This is a genomic window from Aldersonia sp. NBC_00410 (assembly GCF_026342035.1).
GTDB lineage: Bacteria > Actinomycetota > Actinomycetes > Mycobacteriales > Mycobacteriaceae > Aldersonia.
This window is the reverse complement of sequence record NZ_JAPENM010000005.1, coordinates 390,463-409,039: the sequence shown is the minus strand read 5'-3', so window position 1 is coordinate 409,039 and position 18,577 is coordinate 390,463. Positions and strand designations below refer to the sequence as shown.

Sequence of the window (18,577 nt, the reverse complement as noted above, 5' to 3'; positions counted from 1 at the left end):
ATCACCGCCGCAGGTGGCGCACCTTCGATACCGTCGGCAGTTCTTGTACGGTCGAACAATGCCAGTCCTCGATCATGGCGATCCCGGCGACGGACCCACTCTCGCTCCGCCGTTGATGCCCGTCACCGAACCCACCCGTCCGAGTGCCGCCGAAGAAGCCCGCACACTCGTCGCGGCCACGAACGTCGCGACGTTGGCCAGCCTCACGACCGCGGGCGATCCCTGGGCATCGATGATCACCTACGGCCTGCTCGACGGCGCTCCGGTGTTGTGTGTCTCGCACATGGCCGAGCACGGCCGCAACCTCGCCGCAGACCCGCGTGCGAGCCTGTCCGTGGTCGCGCCCGAGCAACCGTCGGACCCGCTGGCGAGCGCCCGCATCACCCTCGCCGGTGTCGTGGAGCGGCCGACCGATGCCGAGTTCGACGCGGCGCGCGCCGCGCATCTGGCCGGCGTGCCCGCCGCGAAGACCTATATCGACTTCAGCGACTTCTCGCTCTGGGTGCTGCGCGTCCAGCGTGTTCGCTGGGTCGGCGGCTACGGACGGATGGACTCGGCATCGGCGCAGGACTACGCCGCCGCACAGGTCGACCCGGTCCGTTTCCACGCCGCCGGCGCGATCGCGCACCTCAACGCGGACCACGCGAATGCGCTCCGCGACATGGCCCGAGCGCTCGGCGGCTATCCCGATGCCACGGCCGCGACCTGTTCGGACGCCGACCGGTACGGCCTCGATCTGCGGGTGCAGACACCGCGCGGAATGGCCTACACGCGGGTGGGTTACGCCACGCGCATCGACGACGCGGGCGAACTGCGCATGGCCACAGTGGAACTGGCGCGTCGTTCGGCCGCCCTGCTGGCCGACGAGGCGCCGCTGTCAAAAGAAGCACAGCGGTGAACCTCGACGAGTACTTCTCCCACGATGCCGTCGGGCTTGCGGAACTTGTCGCGAGCCGGGAGGTAAAACCGTCCGAACTGCTCGAACTTGCCCGCCGCCGCGCAGATACGGTGAACCCGGCGCTCAACGCGATCGTCGCGCGCCTCGACGACGTCGCCGACGAGCGCGCCGGCGACCCCGGTCTGTCGGGGCCGCTGGCGGGGGTGCCGTTCCTCCTCAAGGACCTCTTGCAGGAGTACAAGGGCTTTCCCACGTCCTACGGTTCGCGATCGCTCGCCGGCGTGGTCGAGACCGAGCACTCGCTCTACACCCAGCGACTGCTCGACGCCGGTCTGGTGATCTTCGGCAAGACCAACACATCCGAGTTCGGCCTGAAACCGATTACCGAGCCGACCTATTGGGGGCCTACGCGCAATCCGTGGAACACCGCGCACTCACCCGGCGGCTCCTCGGGTGGCTCGGGCGCGGCGGTCGCCGCCGGAATCGTCCCCGCGGCAGGCGCCAACGACGGCGGCGGCTCGATCCGCATTCCTGCGTCGTGCAACGGCCTCGTCGGACTCAAACCGAGCCGCGGCATCATGCCGTACGGCCCGCAGGGCGGCGAACCGCTGCACGGGTTCGTGACCCAGGGCGTGGTGAGTCGGTCCGTCCGCGACAGCGCGACGCTGCTCGATGTGCTCGTCGGACCCGATCCACGTGCCGCCTATCGCGCCATGCTACCGAATCAACCATTCGCAGAAGCACTTTCGACGCCGACCGGGCCGCTGCGAATCGGCTTCACCGCCGCATCGACGATCAATCCCGCACCCCACCCGGCTGCCCTCGCGGCGATGCACAGCGCCGCCGAGTTGCTCACCGAACTCGGGCACAACGTCACGGAGGCGACGCCACCGTGCGATGGCGCCGCGCTCGGCCGCGACTTCCTGACGGTGTGGTTCGCCGAGATGCAGGCCGATGTCACCCGAATCAAACGTCGATACGGTGCCCGCGACAAGGACTTCGAGGCCGATACTCTGGCGATCGCCGAGTTCGGCCGGGTCTCGGGGGTCGCGACGCTGCTACTTGCCCTGGAGGCGCGGAACGACCACATCCGTCAACTCGCGCAGTTCCACGAGCGGTTCGATCTGTTGCTGACCCCGACGGTCGCCGGGCCCCCACCAGTGACCGGCGCACTGGGCACACCGCGCGGAGCGCAGCGACTGGCGCGGGTGATCCGGAAGGCCCGCGGCGGACGACTGATCGCCCTGGCCGGGATCATGGACGACATCGTCAGCGAGAACCTCGGCTGGGTGCCCTACACCCCACTGGCCAACGTCACCGGCCGCCCCGCGATCAGTGTGCCGCTGCATTGGACCGCGGACGGACTGCCGATCGGCGTGCAATTCGTCGGCCCGCTCGGCTCCGACAGTATGCTGCTGCGGTTGGCCGCGCAGCTCGAGCGCGCCCGGCCGTGGGCGCAGCGCTTTCCTGCCCGAGCGGGCGGGTGACCGAGTGGGTGAACGGTACGTTCAGTCGATCTGATCGACTGAACGGAACCGTTCATCCCGCCTGGTGGGGGGGGGGGGTTACTTCCCGGGTGCCGTCAGCGCGGCGTACCGCGCGATGTGGGCGTCGCTGGAACCGAATTCGTGCTCGATCGCGGTCAACCGCTTGAAGTAGTGCCCGATCGCGAGTTCCTCGGTCATGCCCATGCCGCCGTGCAACTGCACCGCGTTCTGGCCGATGAACCGCGCCGCGCGCGCAATGGTGACCTTCGCGGCAGACACTGCCCTGGCCCGCTCGTTCGGCTCGGCATCGAGTTTGAGCGTGGCGAGATAGGCCGCCGAGATTGCCTGTTCCAACTCCATGTACATGTCGACCATGCGGTGTTGCAGGACCTGGAAACTGCCGATCGGCTGGCCGAACTGCTGGCGTTGCTTGGCGTATTCGACGGTGTCGCCGAGCACTTTTCGCATGCAGCCGACCGCCTCGGCAGCCGTCGCCGCGATCGCTTCGTCGATGGTGGCGTCGATCGACTCCCAGGCCTGTCCCTCGGCGCCGAGCAGCGCGTCGGCCGGCAGTCGCAGCCTGTCGAGGACGAGATCGCCCGCGCGCCGGTCGTCGATGGTGCGGTAGGCGTGCAGTTCCACCCCGGCGGGCGGGTTCGCGGGATCGAAGTCGACGAGGAACAGCGAGATCCCTTCCGTGTCACGACGCGCACCGCTCGTCCGTGCGGTGACGATCAGGTGCGTCGCCAACGGCGCGCTCGACACCACGACCTTCGCGCCGTCGAGCACCCACTCGTCGCCGTCGCGGCGCGCGGTGGTGGTCACGTCATGGAGCGCGTGACCCGAGTTCGGTTCGAGCGCAGCGAATCCGATGATCGCCGAACCGCCGACGATCGATTCGAGCAGCGCCTCGGCGCGGGCACCGCCCCCGCGCTGCAGCAGCCCGCCGCCGATCACCACGGTGTCGACGAACGGCTCGACGACGAGCGCCTGTCCGAACTGCTCGGCCACGACCATCGACTCGACAGGTCCACCGCCGATGCCACCGACGCTCTCCGGCAAGGTGGCGCCGAGAATGCCGAGATCGTCGGCGAAACCACGCCAGATTTCGGGCTGCCAGCCGGTGCCGGTCTTGGCGATCGTGCGGCTTTTGGTCAGGTCGTAGCGGGTCGCGAGGTAGCCGGCCACTGCGTCACGGAGCAGTTCCTGCTCCTTGGTCATACTGAAATCCATCAGAGCCCCAATGCTGCTTTGGCGAGAATGTTGCGCTGGATTTCGTTGCTTCCAGCGTAGATCGAGCCGGCGCGGTCGTTGAAGTAGCGCAGTGGCGCCACGGCCTGCCAGTCCGCTCCGGTGACGTAACCGTCTGTGGGAGGGACGAATTCGGCCAGCGGACCACCGGGCTTGGTGGCATGCGGCTGATATGCGCGCCCGCGCGGACCGGCGGCTTCCAGCGCGAGTTCGGTGAGCTTCTGGCTCAGCTCGGTGCCGAGCACCTTCAGCATCGACGATGCCGGGCCGGGGTTCTTACCCGCCTTGATCAGCGCGAGCGTGCGGTACTCCAGGATTTCGAGCACCTCGGTGCGGATGCGCGCTTCGGCCAGCTTCGCCGAGAACGCGGCATTCTCGATCAACGAACGCCCATCCGGTCCGGTCTGTTCGGCAGCTTCCTTGGCGATCGACTCGGCCATCACCTGCAGGGCAGGAGCGACGGCACCGCCGCCGCGCTCGAACACCAGCAGGTACTTCGCCACACTCCAGCCGTCGTCGATCTGGCCGAGCACGTTGGACTTCGGGACGCGCACGCTGTCGAAGAAGACCTGGTTCTGCACCTCCTCGCCGGAGGTCATCACCAGCGGGCGGACCTCTATCCCCGGAGTGTTCATGTCGATCAGCACGAACGTGATGCCCTGCTGCTTCTTGGCCTGCTTCGACGTTCGGACCAGGCAGAAGATCCAGTTCGCCTCGGTGGCGTGCGTCGTCCAGATCTTGCTGCCGGTGCAGACCAGGTCATCGCCGTCATCGACGGCAGCCATGGTCAGCGAGGCCAGGTCCGAGCCTGCCTCGGGCTCGGAATAGCCCTGGCAGAAGAAGACCTCACCGGTGAGGATCCGGGGCAGGAAGAATTCCTTCTGCGCCGGGGTACCGAAGGCGATGATCGCGTAGGCCACCATGCGGATGCCCATCGGCGACAGCGCAGGCGCGCCCGCGAGGATCGACTCGCGGCTGAAGATGTAGTGCTGGGTCTGACTCCAATCACAGCCGCCGTGCTCGACGGGCCAGGCGGGCGCGGCCCAGCCGCGCTCGTGCAGGATCCGCTGCCATTCCAGGCTGGCTTCATGATCGGAGTACACGCTCGTCGCCAGTTCACCGGCGGCGCGCAGTTCTGGCGTTAGCTTGTCGTCGAGGAAGGCCCGAACCTCGTCACGGAAGGCCAGATCGGCCTCTGACCACTGTAAATCCATTTGCGCCCCTTGATATCCACGGTAGCTGCGCACCGGTTGACCCAACTCCACATGCGAGACAGAATGTACTTGTGTCTCACAATGGCGTCAACCGCCCGCCTACCCGTGCAGAGGTCATCGATCTTGCGCACAGTTGGTTTCTCGCGGGCCGTCGCGTTGATGTGCAGCAGCTTGCGCGCGAACTCGGCATCGGCCGGGCGACGCTGTACCGCTGGTGGACCAGTCGCGACGTCATCATCGGCGAGATCATCTGGCGGATCTTCCTCGACGCCATCGAGCGCGTGGAGATGCGCAGTACCGGAACCGCGGCCCAACGGTTCGTCGCGAACTTCGGGCGCCTCGCCGATACCGTACGCACCTACGAGCCGCTCGCGAGCTTCGTCGCCGACGACCCGGAGTACGCGTTGCGCGTGGTCACCTCGCGGCACAGCATCGTGCAGCAGCGGCTCACCGAGTGGACTGCGGTGCAATTGACCGGAATCCCCGAACTCGCGCAGCGCGATGACATTTCAGACCTCGCCTATACATTGGTCCGAGTCGCCGAGTCCTTTCTCTGGAGCGACATGATCACCGGCGATCCCCCACAACCGGACAAGGCGACCGCGATGGTCGGACTGCTGATCTCCGGCGCGATCGCGAACAATCCGTCCGCGTTTCAGAACACGTAGCGACTGGTCGGGATCACGTCGATGTCCCGATCCGCGCCGAACCGCCCGATCGAGTCCGTCATTGCGCGCAGCCGCCGGTTCAGTTCTGCCCCGTCCCCGCCCGAACCGTAGAACGCGTGTGGATCGCGCAGCGCCGCCATCGGGAAAAGCTCCTCGACGATTCCGTCCACGGCCGGGGCGTCGGGGGTCAGCGCGTGGCGCACCTCGTTTTGCACGTATCCGAACGTGCCCTGCACGGCGATGGCGATCGGTGTGTGATCACCCTGCCAGCGTCGCAACCATTCGCGGTGCTCGAGTTCGGTCGGTCGCCGCAGCAGCGCGACGTTCGCCAGCGCGTCGGCCCGCTCTCCCAGCCCAGTCGCCGGCGGCGCGAGCGCGACCGTTTCGGTGACCAGATAGCCGGCGATCCGGTCGCACAGCGACGCGAGCTCGGTTCCGATATCGGCAGCGGCGGGAGCCGACCACACCGACACCACCGCGCGGACGGGGACATCGAAGGTCGTCAGTCGCAGCATCGCCTCGGCGACCGCTCGGTCTGCGACATTGAGCTGGATCCGTTCGACACCCGGGGTGCCCGCCAGCGCGGCGAGCCGCGTGCGCAGCCGTTGCGCCCAGTCCTCGTCGGCGCGGGACTCGTCGGCGGCTGCCCACAGCAGGTAGATCGATTTCTGCACCGTGCACTCCCAGTTTGTGCTCGAGGGTAACGACGTCCATTCGGGATGGAGACACGATGGTGTCGAAACCGAGGCGGATTCGCAACGACCAGCAGCGTCACATCGCACCGTCCGGAAACGGTCATACCCATGACACCCCGAATCGAGGATTGCGCAATGGTCGACTGCAGCCCGCCTACCGAGCGATTCGTGCCGCTGCTCATGGCCGACTCGCTCACCGCGATCGAGCGGGTGGTGCTGGTCCTGCACGACATGTTCGACATGCCCTTCGACGACATCGCGCCAATCATCGGACGCACGCCCGACGCTGCACGGCAGATCACCGGACGAGCCCGCCGCCGCTTGCCCGCTCCGGCGCCCGTCACCGATGCAGGAGACAAGGCGTCCGTGTCCCGATCCCATCGCGAATGTGGGCGGTGCACGAGCCGGCGCGAGGTGGTCGCCGCCGTTCTGGCGGCGGCGCACCAGGATCGGTTCGACGATCTGGTTGCGCTGCTCGACCGGGACGTAGTGCTGCGCGCGGACGTCGCAACAGCGCGCGCAGGGTCAGGGGCGATCGTTCGTGGCGCGACGGCCGTGGCCGGAAGGTTTGCCGAGCGCGCGCGGACGGCATGCTTCGCGCTCGTCGACGGTCGCCCCGAAGCCATCTGGCTGGGCGAGGACGGACCCTGCCTACTGGCCGAGTTCACCGTGGCCGCAGGAAAAGTCGTCGCGATCGACCTGACATCCGACCCCCGCCGACTCACCGCCGTGGACCTGGCGATGTTGTCTTCGTAACATTCTGTTGTGCGAAACGCCGCAGCCGGTGTACGCGTATTTCCCCGCACGTTCGCCCTCGATGGGTACCGTTTGCCGAATGCAACACGAATCAGACAGGTACAAGTCCGCGGATCCGGGCGTCCGCGGCCGGTCGGTCCGCTTCGTCACGCTCGCCGTCAACCTTCTCCTCGCCGCGGTTCTCGCGCTCGGCCTCGGTCTCGCCGGTCCGACGACTGCCGCCGCAGCACCCCCGAATCAGCTCTATAACGAAGCACAGGGCGCGTTTTCGCGCGGCGACCCTGGACTTGCGCTCGGACGGATCAATGAACTTCTCGCTGCCAATCCCGGCGACACCGACGCGCAGGCCCTGCGTGCGATGTACGCGGACTACACCGGTGATCTCATCAGCCGCTTCGACGCGCTCAACCGATCCGGTCCGCGCCGCGGCCAGGTCGACTATGCACTCGGTGCAATCGCAGCATCCTCGTTCACCCCACCGAACCCCTTCCCTGCGATCCTTGGACCGCAAACTGCGATCGTCGTCCTGGGCTATGGCCTGCTTCCCGACGGCACCATGCGCCCGGAATTGGTGAATCGGCTCCGCTCGGCGGCGGTTCAGGCACTGATCGCCCCGGGATCTCCGGTGATCGTCACCGGCGGCAATCCGCAGAACGGCATCACCGAGGCGGCGGCGATGCAGGGCTGGCTGATCGCGAACGGCGTGCCGGCCAACCGCGTGCATGCCGAGCATCGCGCCGGGTCGACGGTCGGAAACGCTTTGAACTCGGTCCCGTTGGCCCGCTCACTCGGCGCGAACAGCGTTGCCCTGGTGACCTCGGCCAACCACATCCGGCGTGCGACCGTCGACTTCAACGTCGCGGGTCTCGGTGTCGTCGGCGCCATGAGTACCACCGACGAATTGCTCGGTCAGCTGCCGCCGGTGGGCAAGCGCGACCAACTCGGCATGTATGTCGACGCCTCGCGCGTCATGGGATTGCCCGGGGTCCGCTGACGGCGACGATCGTGGAGCGCGCCGACGTCGTCGCGCAATTGCGGGCTGCGGGCTGCGTGTTCGCCGAAGCTGAGGCCGAGGTGCTGATCTCGACCGCGGCGTCGCAGGCCGACCTCGACGCCATGGTCGAACGGCGGACCACCGGCGAACCGCTCGAGTATGTCGTCGGCTGGGTCGATTTCGGCGGCGTACGCGTCGTCGTAGGGCCGCCGGCGTTCGTGCCGCGCAGGCGCAGCGAGCTGCTGGTTCGGGAGGCCCTCGGCGCGCTGGGTACACCCGCCGCCGATGTTCGCCCGATCGTCGTGGACCTCTGCTGCGGTTCGGGTGCGATCGGGGCAGCGATCCTGGCATCGGCCCCCGCGGTCGATTTGCACGCCGCCGATATCGACGCCGGCGCGGTGGCGTTCGCGCGCCGCAACCTCGACGGTACGGACGCCGTCGTGCATACCGGCGACCTGTACGAGGCGCTTCCGCCGTCGTTGCGGACCCGCGTCGACGTCGTCGTGGCGAATGTGCCCTACGTGCCGAGCGCCGAGATCGCGATGATGCCCGCCGAGGCGCGCGCACACGAACCGCGCCGCGCTCTGGACGGCGGACCGGACGGGCTCTCGATTTTGCGGCGGGTGGCCGCGGGCGCAGCGATGTGGCTGCGGCCCGGTGGAAGCCTGCTCATCGAGATCGGTGCGCGCCAGATCGACGGCGCCGCAGATGCGTTTCGACGCGGTGGATTACGGCCACGGATCGTCGCCGACGAGGAGCTGTCGGCGACGATCGTGGTCGGCGTGTCGGACCGGGATCAGTAGTCGGCGTCGCCGTAGATGATGACGCCGCGCAGATTCTTGCCGGACAGCATGTCCGCGTAGCCCTGGTTGACCTCGTCGAGCTTGTAGGTCTTGGTCACCAGTTCGTCGAGCTTGAGCTGACCGCTGCGGTACAGATTGAGCAGCGCCGGAATCTGGGTGCGCGGGCTCACCCCACCGAAGAGCGCGCCCTGCACGCGCTTTTGCAGCAGGGTCAGCTCGAACAGGCTGAGCGTGACATCGACATCGAGCGCGCTGCCCATGCCGGTCACGACAACCTGGCCACCCTTGCCGGTCATCGAGACGGCCGGCTGAATCATCTGGCCGTTGATCTCACCGACGGTGACCACGGTGACGTCGGCCATCTGTCCCCAGGTCAGCTCCATCACCGGCTCCAGGGCCTCTTCCATCGACGCGAAGGTGTGCGTTGCGCCGAATTCGATCGCCTTGTCGCGCTTGAACTTCACCGGATCGACCGCCACCACGAACCGGGCCCCCGCGCTCGCGGCGCCCTGGACCGCATTGATGCCGACGCCGCCGACGCCGACCACAACGACGGTGTCCCCCACGCGTGTGTTGCCGATCGCCGTCGCCGATCCCCACCCGGTCGAGACACCGCAACCGAGCAAAGCAGCCTTGTCCAGCGGAATATCGTTCTCGATCTTGATCACCGAGGCCTGGTTCACCGTGACGTAGGGGGCGAATGTACCGAGCAGGCACATCGGCAGGACGGGGTCGCCGTCCAGTGTCACACGGTATCCACCGTCCGAGATTGCCTGTCCGGTAAGAAGATTCGCGCCCATATCGCACAGATTCTGCAAGCCCTTCGAGCAGGGCCGGCACGTGCCGCAGGCAGGAATGAAGGCGAGTACGACGTGATCGCCCTCGGCCAGTCCGGTGACGCCGGGACCGACCTTGGTGATGACGCCTGCGCCTTCGTGGCCGCCGAGCGCGGGATAGGACGGCAGCGGGGTGGCGCCGGTACGCAGATGCTCGTCGGAATGACACAGCCCGCTCGCGGCGAGCTGCACCTGCACCTCGCCGGCGACCGGGTCCGCCAGGTCCAGTTCAACGATTTCCCAGTCCTTGCCTGGGCCGAGAATGACCGCACCCTTGGTTTTCATGCCGGCTCCTACTCCGATGGGGAACATCTGGCGCAGAGAGTTTTCTGACCGAACTCTCTCTGTCCGGGACTCTAGTGAAATGTGTTCGTTCGCGGTAGGAATCAGCCGGGGTCTTCCTTGTCTGCGGTGGTTTGCGTGCGTTCCCCGTCTCGATCGAAGGTCACGTCGACCTGTTGGAAACTCTTGTTCCGCTGCGCTTGCGCCGCACCGCGGTAGACCCGCCGGTCGCCGGCGGTCAGGTCGACGTCGTCGGTGAACGGCGTGAGCAGCGAACGCGGATACAGCCGTTTCACCCGGACCGTGTTGATTTCGATGCTGATCACCACCAGCACCGCGGACAGGTAGATGAATGCGAGCAAACCGAGCACGACCGCGAACACGCCGTTGGTGGTGCTCGCGCGTTGCACAACGTTGGTGACGAAGATGAAGCCGAACTGCTGCAACGCCTGCCACCCGACGGCCGCGACCGCGGCGCCGAAGGCAACGTCGGTGAAGCTGACCGAGCGCGCCACCGAGATCCGGAGAGCGATGACGAAGATGCCGAAATCGAGCAGCAGCGATGCCAGCGTCACCACGATGGACGTCCACCGACCGTATTCGGCCACTGCAGCGCTGATATTCGTGATCGCCGCGATGCCGAACAGACCGAGGCCGACGGTGAGTAGCAGCCGGATGCTGCGCAGCCGCGACCGGATCGGGTCGGGGCGTTCGTTGCGCGGCACAGCCCAGGCCACATTCGACGCGTTCTGCACGGCAAGGCCGACACCGAGACCGCCGTAGAGCGCCAACAGCACACCGATCGTGATTGCGGCCGGACCGCCGCTGAGTTCGCGCGGTTGATCGAGTTGATCACCGATGACCGGGAACTGGCTCAGCGCCGAATCCAACAGCTGCTGCTGGAGGTCGGGATGATCGTCGAGCACGATCCCGGTGACGGTGGTGAGGAGTAGCAAAAGCGGGAACAGCGAGACGAACCCGTAGTAGGTGATCAGCGCGGCGAGGTAGCCGCCCTGGTCGTCGAAGTACTTGTACGCCACCGCCAGCACGAAGCCGACCGGGCGCCTGCGTCGCTGCATCCGATCCAACCGGTCGGCCATGCCGCCTGCCTCTCCAGACCCGCATCAGTTATGCAGCACAATTGGATAGACCTCGAGTGCCCAGTGTCGGGTACGACATGGCGTTCGCGCAGTTACAGGTCAATAACGAGGCGTACGTGTCGGGCTGCCGTTGCCGCCTCAGCCGAGCAGCCGCCGGTAGGAATCGGCCAGCCATCGCTCGTACCGCTGCGGCGACCAGCCCATGTCCGCGACGAAGGTCATGTAGGTGCTCGCTCCCGCGAACCACGCGATGGCATCGGCGGCCTCGTCCACGTCGATGTCGGCCCGGAGCAGACCGGGAGGCAGCCGGCGCAGCCAGCCGGCGCAGTCCGAGCGCAGCGCCCGGATCAGCCGCAACCGCAGTTCTTCGAGTGCGGGGTCGGTCGACGCGGCACTCTCGACCACCCGCAACAGCGGACCGACGCGGGTATTCGATTCGAGCGACAGGCTCGCCGCGATACCGAACACCTCGGTCGGCTCGGCGTCGAACCAGGGCTGTGGCCGGTCGGCCATCGGCACATCGTCGTAGTCGCCTGCGACCGCCACGTCTACGGCGCGGGCAAGCACCGCCGCCTTGGAACCGAATGCGGCGTAGACGGTCTGCGGGGAAACGTCGGCATCCGCTGCGATCTGGTTGATCGACGTGGCGCCGAAGCCGTACTCGACGAACAGTCGGGCACCGGATTCGACGATGCGCCGGTGCCGCTCCTGTGCGCTCGCCCGGCGGCGGCTCCCGTCGTAGGCGCGCTTCGATCCGGGTCTTGACGGGCCCGGCGTATTTTCCATATAGTTGACTCTATTCAATGTGGCTGGCTTTATCAAATATCTCATCCGGAGGACGCCATGACCGTCATTCACCCACCCCGGCTCGACTGGACGCGGATTCTCGAGCAGGCGTCGGCCCACATCACCACGGAGTATGCGTCGCTGCGCCGCGACGGCGCTCCGGTCACCTGGCCGGTGACCCCTTACCGGGGCGTCGACGACCGCACCATCGACGTGTCGACCGGCATCACCTACCCCCTCAAGGCCGAACGTGCGCGACGCAATCCCAAAGTTGCCCTGAGCTTTTCGAATCCGGTCGGTTCGGGACTCGACGCACCGGCCACGTTCGTGGTGCAAGGGCTGGCCACGGTGCGCGACGCCGATCTGCGCGCGAACAGTGCCCGCTACCTACAGGCGTCCTATGACCGGTTTCCGGGCACGATGAAGTCCGTCCCGGACTTCATGATGCGCCGCATGATGTTCTACTGGGCGCGGGTCTGGATCGAGGTGACGCCCGTTCGCGTGCTGTGCTGGCCGGACGGAAATCTCGACCACGAACCTCGGATATGGACTACCGGCGCCGATACCGTTGCACCGCAGTCGGATCCGGAGCCCGCGGGCCGAGGTGCGGGGTCATGGAGCAATCGCCCCGCCCCGGACTGGCGCGATCGTACGCACGAGGCGATCGACCGCCTTGGCATGCCCGTACTGACGACGACCACCGCCGATGGCTGGCCGTTGCCACTGCGCGTGCGTGCGGCCGAGCGGACCGAGACGGGATTCGTCGTTCGACCGCCCGCCGGTGTCGAGATCACCGACGGACCGGGTTGTCTGACCCTCCATACGCACGGCTCGGTGTTCGACAGCCAGGAGAACATCACGCTGACCGGACGCTGCGAACGCACTGGCGATGACGTGGCGTTCACCGTTGAGCGAACCCTGAACGAGGTCAACGTGCCACGCAATCCGGTGCGGCGCATGCTGAATATGCTCACGCTTCGACGGGAGCTCCAGCATCGACTCGCCGCGGAAGCTGCCCGGCGCGGGCAGGCGGTGCCGTCTTTCGACGAACTCGGATTCAGGCGTTGACGCGAGCGAGCGAGCGAGCGCATTCAGGCGTTGACGCGAGCGAGCGCGCGCAGCTGTACCGGAAGTCCGTCGGACGGCATCGGGCCGGTGCCGTAGCGCAGGGGCGGGTGGTAGCCCGCGGGCACCGTCCAGCTGTAGCGCTGCACCATCTGGTGCAGCACCGCCTTGACTTCCATTTCACCGAAGTACATGCCGATGCATTTGTGTGCGCCGCCGCCGAACGGCGTCCACGCGTAACGATGACTCTTGTCCTCGCGGCGCTCGGGTGCGAATCGTTCCGGATCGAAGGTCAGCGGATCGGACCACCACGGCTCCATCCGCTGAAAGGCGAAAATGCTTGCCGCGAGCCGGGTTCCGGCAGGAATGTAGTGGCCGAGCAACTCGGTGTCCTTGACCGCCTCGCGGAACAGCGTGCCCACCGGGGCGTGGATCCGGAGCGTCTCGCGCATCGCCCAGTCCAGGGCAGGCAGGTTGTCCAGATCCTCGTAGCCGATCATATCCTTGCCGAGCGCGACCGACTCGGCGCGAATCCGCTCCTGCCACTCGGGATGTCGACCGAGGTAGTAGGCCATCATCGCAATAGTGATCGTGCTGGTGTCGTGCGCCGCCATCAGCACGAAGATCATGTGGTTGACGATGTCCTCGTCGGTGTAGACGTCACCCTCCTCGCTCTCGGCCTGGCACAGGACGCTGAACAGATCGTCGCCCGGATTCGCACGCTTGCCCGGAATCTGGGAACGGAAATAGTCTTCCAGCAGGCGTCGGCCACGCAGGCCAAGCCGCCAGATTCCGCCAGGCACATCGGCCCGGATGATCGCTTGACCACCCTTGACGGCGTCGACGAACGCCTTGCTCAGGGCGGCATGGTCGGCATTGGTGTCACCGACGAAGACCTCGGCGGCGACGTCGAGCGTCAATTGCTTTGCAGCATCGTAGATCGGAAAGTTGTCACCGGGCTGCCACTTGTCCAGGTCCTGGGCGATGCGCGGATTCATCGCTTCCAGGTATCCGGCCAGCCGGGGGCGGGTGAACGCCGACTGCATGATCCGGCGGTGCTGCAGGTGCTCACCGAAATCCATCAGCATCACGCCACGGTTGAAGAAGGCGCCGATCAGGTAGCTGTAGAAGCCCTCGTTGCCCCAGGCCTTGTCGCGGTTGAGCAGGATTGCCTCGATGGCATCCGGTCCGATCGCGCTGACCATTCGGGTGCCGAGTGAACCGACCCAGCTGACCTCGCCGTAGCGCTCGTACCGTTCCTTTGCGAAGCTCATGCCGTCACCCGACAGCGTCTCGAGCGTGTGCCCGACCAGCGGTAGCCCGAAATCCCCCATCACCGGCTTCAGACCACTCCCCGGCGGAGGTGTGGCCAGCGGTTTCACCTTGGAGGGGATCCGTTCGGACGCGGCCCCCACGCCGCGTTGAACGAGCTCGAGCAGTGACGAGGTCATCGATGATGTCCTTTCCCGCGAAGCACGTGACGCACAACATACCGGAAACAAACGTTTCCGCATACGTTCGTTTCCTGAATTTGGGTGTGCAAGACTCGTAAGCGTGAGACCTGCGGGAACGGGCACCTACCGCGGCGTGTCGGCCGAACAGCGCCGCGAGCAGCGTCGGCGCCGCCTGCTCGATGCGGGAATGGACATCATCGCGACCCAGGGCTGGGCCGCGACCACCGTGCGCGGCGTATGCGAACAGGCCAAGGTCGGCCCGCGGTTCTTCTACGAGAGCTTCGATGACCTCGACACGCTCGCCGCCGCGGTCCACGACGAAATCGTCGAATCCGCGCTCGGGCGCGCCCTCGATGCCGTCGCGTCCGCCGACCAGGACCCACACTCCAGACTCACCGCGGGTATCGGCACGATCATCGTCGAATTGACCGAAGATCCGCGTCGCGCCCGGGTCGCCTTCGCCGAGGCGCACGGCAGCGAGACGCTGATGCGGCGTCGTTTCACCGCCATGCGCACCATCGCCCAGGTCGTCCGCCAGCAAACCGAACAGTTCGTCGAGCTGCCGGACTCGCCGACGGGTTCGGCGAAAGGCGAGGCGGTGTTACAGGCATTCGCCCAGCTACTCACCGGCGGTGTCGCCGAGGTCGTACTCGTGTGGCTCGACGGCGGGCTCGACATGAATCGAGACGAACTCGTGCAAACGTGCGTCGAGTTCACCCTGACCATGCTCGATCGGCTGCCCGAGATGGCGAACCGCGTGGGCGATCGGCTGGACACCCCCGCAGGCTGATGGCCGCAGGTTTCTCGGCCTGTCGGTGACCGCGGCTACGCTGTGCGCCCCGGGGACCATCCGGGCCGGACCGAGGAGACATCGATGACCACACCTGCCGGTACCGCCGATCCGGTGATGGCTCGAATCACCGACGCTATGAGCATGTTTCATCACGGCGATGGAGCCGGCGCGCGTCGGGCGCTGCTGTCGATCTGGGCGGAGATCACGCCGGCCGGCGATCCCCTGCACCGTTGCACGCTCGCCCACTACCTGGCCGACATGTTCGACGACGCGGCACAATCGCTGATGTGGGACACCCGCGCACTCGATGCCGCGGACGCCCTCACCGACGAACGGGCGCAGCGCCACCATGCCGGACTGTCGGTGACCGGCTTCTACCCGTCACTGCACCTGAATCTGGCCGACAATCTGCGCCGGCTCGGATCCTTCACCGCTGCAACAGAACACATCGCCGCTGCCCGCGGCAGTAGCGAGACGCTCGGAGACGATGCGTACGGGAATCTGATCCGGACGGCGCTCGATGAGGTTGAGACCGCGATCGAGCGCGGGGACACGGCGCGGCGGGCGGGAAACTGACACATTTGATTCGAAACTATGTTCGAATCCTGCTACGGTGGCTACACCATCGCAACGCGGCGGCGGATGACGCATTGACAGCACGGAGGGCCATGCCTTGTTCGAATCCTGGCCCATCCACTTCGAGCCGCCGGTGCGCCGAGTCGTCGAACCGCCCGCCCCCGTGATCGTCGACCTGTCCGCGGGGATCGCGCGTTCCCCGCTCGCCGCGGGGGTCGCCTTGCGGGTGCGGGGCGAAGGACTGCGGCTGGACATGATGGTGCCCGCCACTCTGCATGCCTGGGCCAGAACCACTCGTGGCGACTGGCTGGGCCTGATCCACGTGCGGATACCCACCGGCAATGGATCCGGCTATCTCGATGCGCAGCAATGGTTTCCCGCGGTCGCGATCACGCGAACCGACCGGAGGTGATCGCGGATCAGAACCAGCCCTTGCGTTTCGCCCACACCAGCAGGGTCGTCGACATCGCGATCATCACGGCCAGGGTGAGGGCGAGCAGCAGCCAGTGCGTGTCCTCGTTGACGATGAGGTTCATACCGAGCACCGACGACAACGCGGTGATCGGCAGCGTGACGGCGGCGATCACGGCGAGCCGTTCGGCGGCCACGGTCATCTTCGTGTTCGTGCGCGCCTGGTAGAACTCGATCGTGCCCTGCAGGTAGGCCTTCTGACTCTCCGCCATCACCGTCAGGTGCTGAAACTGGTCGACCGCGTCCTGCAGCAGGAACTGACCGTTGCCCGGGCCGAAGGCCTCGATGGTGACCATGCGTCCGTACACCTCGCGGCTCAGCGACGACATCGTGCTCACCGTCAGCAGTCCGTGGCGGGCCCGGAACATCTCGTCGAGAAACTGCTCGGGGTCACCCATGTGATCGCCGGTGACGCGCTGCTCGAGCGACCAGACGTCCGCCGTCAGCTCGGCGGCGTACCCGCGCAATCGGGCGGCGATAGCGCCGACCAGCGCGTGAGATAGCTCGAATGCCTTGTTCGGCTTCAGCTTTCCACTCGCCAACCGGCCGAGCACGGTGTTCACCTCGGTCATTGCTGCCGCCGGATCGACCGCAGGATTGAGCGGGCCGTGCACCGTGACCAGGTACCGATCGCCGATGAACTGGTCGAGTTCGACGTAGTGCACGTGGCCACCCGCACCCGGCTCCGGCGCATGCAGAACCAGAAAGATGTGGTCGCCGTAGCGATGCACCTTGGGTACGCGGTTGCGGATCGCGCAGTCCCGCAACGCGAGCGGATGGAACGCGAACAGCGCCGAGAGCGTCTGCTCGGTCGCCTCGTCCCAGGTCGCGATGTCAACCCAGACCAGGCCGTCTTCTCGGGCGAGCAGCGCGGGTAGTTCCACGGGATCGCACAATTCGACCCCGCCCGGCGAAACGAATCGGACCTCCATGTCGGTCTCCTATCGCGCTGCTGTCGACTCCCGGGGCATCATCGTGGGCTGATAGATCACGTGCTCGGCCGGCCGGCCGGCCGCGGCCGCGGGACCAGCCGTACGAGCTGGGTAACGTGTTGCGGAGTCAACTCGTCGAGCGCGGTGACGCCGAGCAGGCGCATGGTTCGCTCGACCTGCTCGGCGAGGATCTCGATCGCGCGGTTCACCCCGGCCTCCCCACCTGCCATCAACCCGTACAGGTAGGCCCGGCCGACCAGGGTGAAGCGCGCACCCAATGCGACGGCCGCCACGATGTCGGCGCCGGACATGATCCCGGTGTCCAACAGGACCTCGGTGTCCGCCCCGACCTCCTTGACCACCTCGGGCAATAGGTGGAACGGCACGGGAGCGCGGTCGAGCTGGCGTCCACCGTGGTTGGACAGCACGATCCCGTCGGCACCGAGATCGGTCACCGCGCGCGCGTCCTCGACCCTCTGGATGCCTTTGACCACGAGCTTGCCCGGCCATTGCGACTTGATCCAGGCCAGATCCTCGAACGTCACGGTCGGATCGAACATCGAATCGAGCAGTTCCGCCACGGTGCCCGACCATCGGTCCAGCGACGCGAACGCGAGCGGTTCGGTGGTGAGGAAGTCGATCCACCACTGCGGACGTGGCGCGGCATCCAGCACGGTACGCAGCGTGAGCGCGGGCGGAATGGTCATGCCATTGCGCTTGTCGCGCAGCCGCGCTCCCGCGACCGGCACGTCGACGGTGACCAGCAACGCGTCGTACCCGGCCGCTGCCGCCCGGCTGACCAACTGCATCGACCTGTCTCGGTCTTTCCACATGTACAACTGAAACCAGTTGCGGCCGTGCGGGTTCGCCGCCTTCACATCCTCGATCGAGGCGGTGCCCATGGTGGACAGCGAGAACGGGATGCCTGCCTTCGCGGCGGCATGCGCGCCGGCGATCTCACCCTCGGTCTGCATCATTCGGGTGAAGCCGGTGGGCGCAATGCCGAACGGCAGCGACACTGGAGCGCCGAGCACCTGCCTGCCGGTAGTCACTTTGGAAACGTCACGCAGAATCGCGGGATGGAACTCGATGTCGCGGAACGCCTGTCGGGCTCGCTCGATCGACAGCTCGGCTTCGGCGGATCCGTCCGTGTAGTCGAACGCCGCCTTCGGGGTGCGCCGCTTGGCGATCCGGCGCAGGTCCTCGATGGTGAGGGCGGACGCGAGCCGGTGCTTCTTGCGGTCCAGTTCCGGCTTCTTGAACTTCATCAGCGGCGCGAGATCGTGCACCTTCGGTAGCTGCCTCTTCACGATCGTGCCCCTCCTACGGAAGCTGGTTGCGGTGGGTGATGTTTCGGCGGGTCGGTCGGCAGGACCAAGTCTCGCAATGCGTCCAGATCACCGTCACCAGGCTTTGCGCCCGGGCCTGGATCAGCACGTTGTCGACCGCATGCGACGGGGGTGGAAGCGGCTTCCGCACGCGGTGAGCGCCGCGAGGGCAATAAACAGCCTGGCGA

General features: G+C 66.7%; 19 protein-coding genes. 10 read left to right on the top strand and 9 right to left on the bottom strand.

All coding sequences use genetic code 11. From position 1 onward, the window contains the following. Window positions 1-58 precede the first annotated feature (58 nt). Together OG921_RS14705 and OG921_RS14700 are read left to right on the top strand one after the other, a co-directional pair. Complete coding sequence (locus OG921_RS14705) at window positions 59-898, top strand: HugZ family protein (protein WP_266113187.1); 840 nt, start codon at window positions 59-61, stop codon at window positions 896-898. Next, on the top strand, window positions 895-2,385 hold the full coding sequence (locus tag OG921_RS14700; protein ID WP_266113186.1) for an amidase: 1,491 nt from the start codon (window positions 895-897) through the stop codon (window positions 2,383-2,385). Before OG921_RS14705 ends, OG921_RS14700 begins: the two co-directional genes overlap by 4 nt. A gap of 78 nt (window positions 2,386-2,463) precedes the next feature. Here the strand turns inward: OG921_RS14700 and OG921_RS14695 are convergent, their stop codons facing one another. Both OG921_RS14695 and OG921_RS14690 read right to left on the bottom strand, forming a co-directional pair. After that, complete coding sequence (locus tag OG921_RS14695; protein ID WP_266113185.1) at window positions 2,464-3,618, bottom strand: acyl-CoA dehydrogenase family protein; 1,155 nt, start codon at window positions 3,616-3,618, stop codon at window positions 2,464-2,466. Continuing rightward, entirely contained in the window at window positions 3,618-4,850 is a 1,233-nt protein-coding gene (locus OG921_RS14690) for an acyl-CoA dehydrogenase family protein (protein ID WP_266113184.1), read from the bottom strand. The genes OG921_RS14695 and OG921_RS14690 overlap by 1 nt, the downstream gene beginning before the upstream one ends. A gap of 71 nt (window positions 4,851-4,921) precedes the next feature. On the opposite strand from OG921_RS14690, the gene OG921_RS14685 reads away from it, so the two are divergent. Continuing rightward, window positions 4,922-5,518: a QsdR family transcriptional regulator gene (locus OG921_RS14685; RefSeq protein ID WP_266113183.1), complete on the top strand. Its 597-nt coding sequence runs from the start codon at window positions 4,922-4,924 to the stop codon at window positions 5,516-5,518. On the opposite strand, the gene OG921_RS14680 is transcribed toward OG921_RS14685, so the two are convergent. Beyond that, window positions 5,506-6,192 carry an EthD domain-containing protein gene (locus OG921_RS14680; protein WP_266113182.1) on the bottom strand — a complete coding sequence of 229 codons (687 nt, stop codon included), beginning with the start codon at window positions 6,190-6,192 and terminating at the stop codon, window positions 5,506-5,508. The genes OG921_RS14685 and OG921_RS14680 overlap by 13 nt on opposite strands. Before the next feature lie 129 nt (window positions 6,193-6,321). On the opposite strand from OG921_RS14680, the gene OG921_RS14675 reads away from it, so the two are divergent. The 3 genes from OG921_RS14675 to OG921_RS14665 all read left to right on the top strand — a co-directional run bounded on the left by OG921_RS14675 (window position 6,322) and on the right by OG921_RS14665 (window position 8,766). Beyond that, entirely contained in the window at window positions 6,322-6,969 is a 648-nt protein-coding gene (locus OG921_RS14675; RefSeq protein ID WP_266113181.1) for a sigma factor-like helix-turn-helix DNA-binding protein, read from the top strand. 79 nt (window positions 6,970-7,048) lie between these two features. Further along, entirely contained in the window at window positions 7,049-7,963 is a 915-nt protein-coding gene (locus OG921_RS14670) for a YdcF family protein (RefSeq protein ID WP_266113180.1), read from the top strand. A gap of 11 nt (window positions 7,964-7,974) precedes the next feature. Beyond that, window positions 7,975-8,766, top strand: a complete 792-nt coding sequence (locus OG921_RS14665; RefSeq protein WP_266113179.1) for a putative protein N(5)-glutamine methyltransferase — start codon at window positions 7,975-7,977, stop codon at window positions 8,764-8,766. Here the strand turns inward: OG921_RS14665 and OG921_RS14660 are convergent. The 3 genes from OG921_RS14660 to OG921_RS14650 form a co-directional block, all read right to left on the bottom strand. Further along, the gene (locus OG921_RS14660; protein WP_266113178.1) at window positions 8,760-9,887 is read right to left on the bottom strand and encodes an NDMA-dependent alcohol dehydrogenase; all 1,128 of its coding nucleotides are present in this window, start codon (window positions 9,885-9,887) and stop codon (window positions 8,760-8,762) included. The genes OG921_RS14665 and OG921_RS14660 overlap by 7 nt on opposite strands. A gap of 101 nt (window positions 9,888-9,988) precedes the next feature. Then, the gene (locus tag OG921_RS14655; RefSeq protein WP_266113177.1) at window positions 9,989-10,984 is read right to left on the bottom strand and encodes a YihY/virulence factor BrkB family protein; all 996 of its coding nucleotides are present in this window, start codon (window positions 10,982-10,984) and stop codon (window positions 9,989-9,991) included. Window positions 10,985-11,122: 138 nt separating this feature from the next. Beyond that, window positions 11,123-11,770 carry a TetR/AcrR family transcriptional regulator gene (locus OG921_RS14650; RefSeq protein ID WP_266113176.1) on the bottom strand — a complete coding sequence of 216 codons (648 nt, stop codon included), beginning with the start codon at window positions 11,768-11,770 and terminating at the stop codon, window positions 11,123-11,125. A 57-nt stretch (window positions 11,771-11,827) separates the two neighbouring features. On the opposite strand from OG921_RS14650, the gene OG921_RS14645 reads away from it, so the two are divergent. Then, window positions 11,828-12,838, top strand: a complete 1,011-nt coding sequence (locus OG921_RS14645; protein ID WP_266113175.1) for a hypothetical protein — start codon at window positions 11,828-11,830, stop codon at window positions 12,836-12,838. Window positions 12,839-12,861: 23 nt separating this feature from the next. Here OG921_RS14645 and OG921_RS14640 read toward each other — a convergent pair whose 3' ends face one another. Next, window positions 12,862-14,286: a cytochrome P450 gene (locus OG921_RS14640; protein WP_266113174.1), complete on the bottom strand. Its 1,425-nt coding sequence runs from the start codon at window positions 14,284-14,286 to the stop codon at window positions 12,862-12,864. Window positions 14,287-14,389: 103 nt separating this feature from the next. On the opposite strand from OG921_RS14640, the gene OG921_RS14635 reads away from it, so the two are divergent. The 3 genes from OG921_RS14635 (at window position 14,390) to OG921_RS14625 (ending at window position 16,070) form a co-directional block, all read left to right on the top strand. Beyond that, the gene (locus OG921_RS14635; protein WP_266113173.1) at window positions 14,390-15,079 is read left to right on the top strand and encodes a TetR/AcrR family transcriptional regulator; all 690 of its coding nucleotides are present in this window, start codon (window positions 14,390-14,392) and stop codon (window positions 15,077-15,079) included. 84 nt (window positions 15,080-15,163) lie between these two features. Next, complete coding sequence (locus tag OG921_RS14630) at window positions 15,164-15,658, top strand: hypothetical protein (RefSeq protein ID WP_266113172.1); 495 nt, start codon at window positions 15,164-15,166, stop codon at window positions 15,656-15,658. Between the two features lie 97 nt (window positions 15,659-15,755). Further along, on the top strand, window positions 15,756-16,070 hold the full coding sequence (locus tag OG921_RS14625; protein ID WP_266113171.1) for a hypothetical protein: 315 nt from the start codon (window positions 15,756-15,758) through the stop codon (window positions 16,068-16,070). Between the two features lie 7 nt (window positions 16,071-16,077). On the opposite strand, the gene OG921_RS14620 is transcribed toward OG921_RS14625, so the two are convergent. After that, window positions 16,078-17,061 (bottom strand): magnesium transporter CorA family protein, encoded by a 984-nt coding sequence (locus OG921_RS14620; protein ID WP_266113170.1) that lies wholly within the window; start codon window positions 17,059-17,061, stop codon window positions 16,078-16,080. Between the two features lie 56 nt (window positions 17,062-17,117). Beyond that, window positions 17,118-18,371 (bottom strand): alpha-hydroxy acid oxidase, encoded by a 1,254-nt coding sequence (locus OG921_RS14615; RefSeq protein ID WP_323182783.1) that lies wholly within the window; start codon window positions 18,369-18,371, stop codon window positions 17,118-17,120. Window positions 18,372-18,577 lie beyond the last annotated feature (206 nt).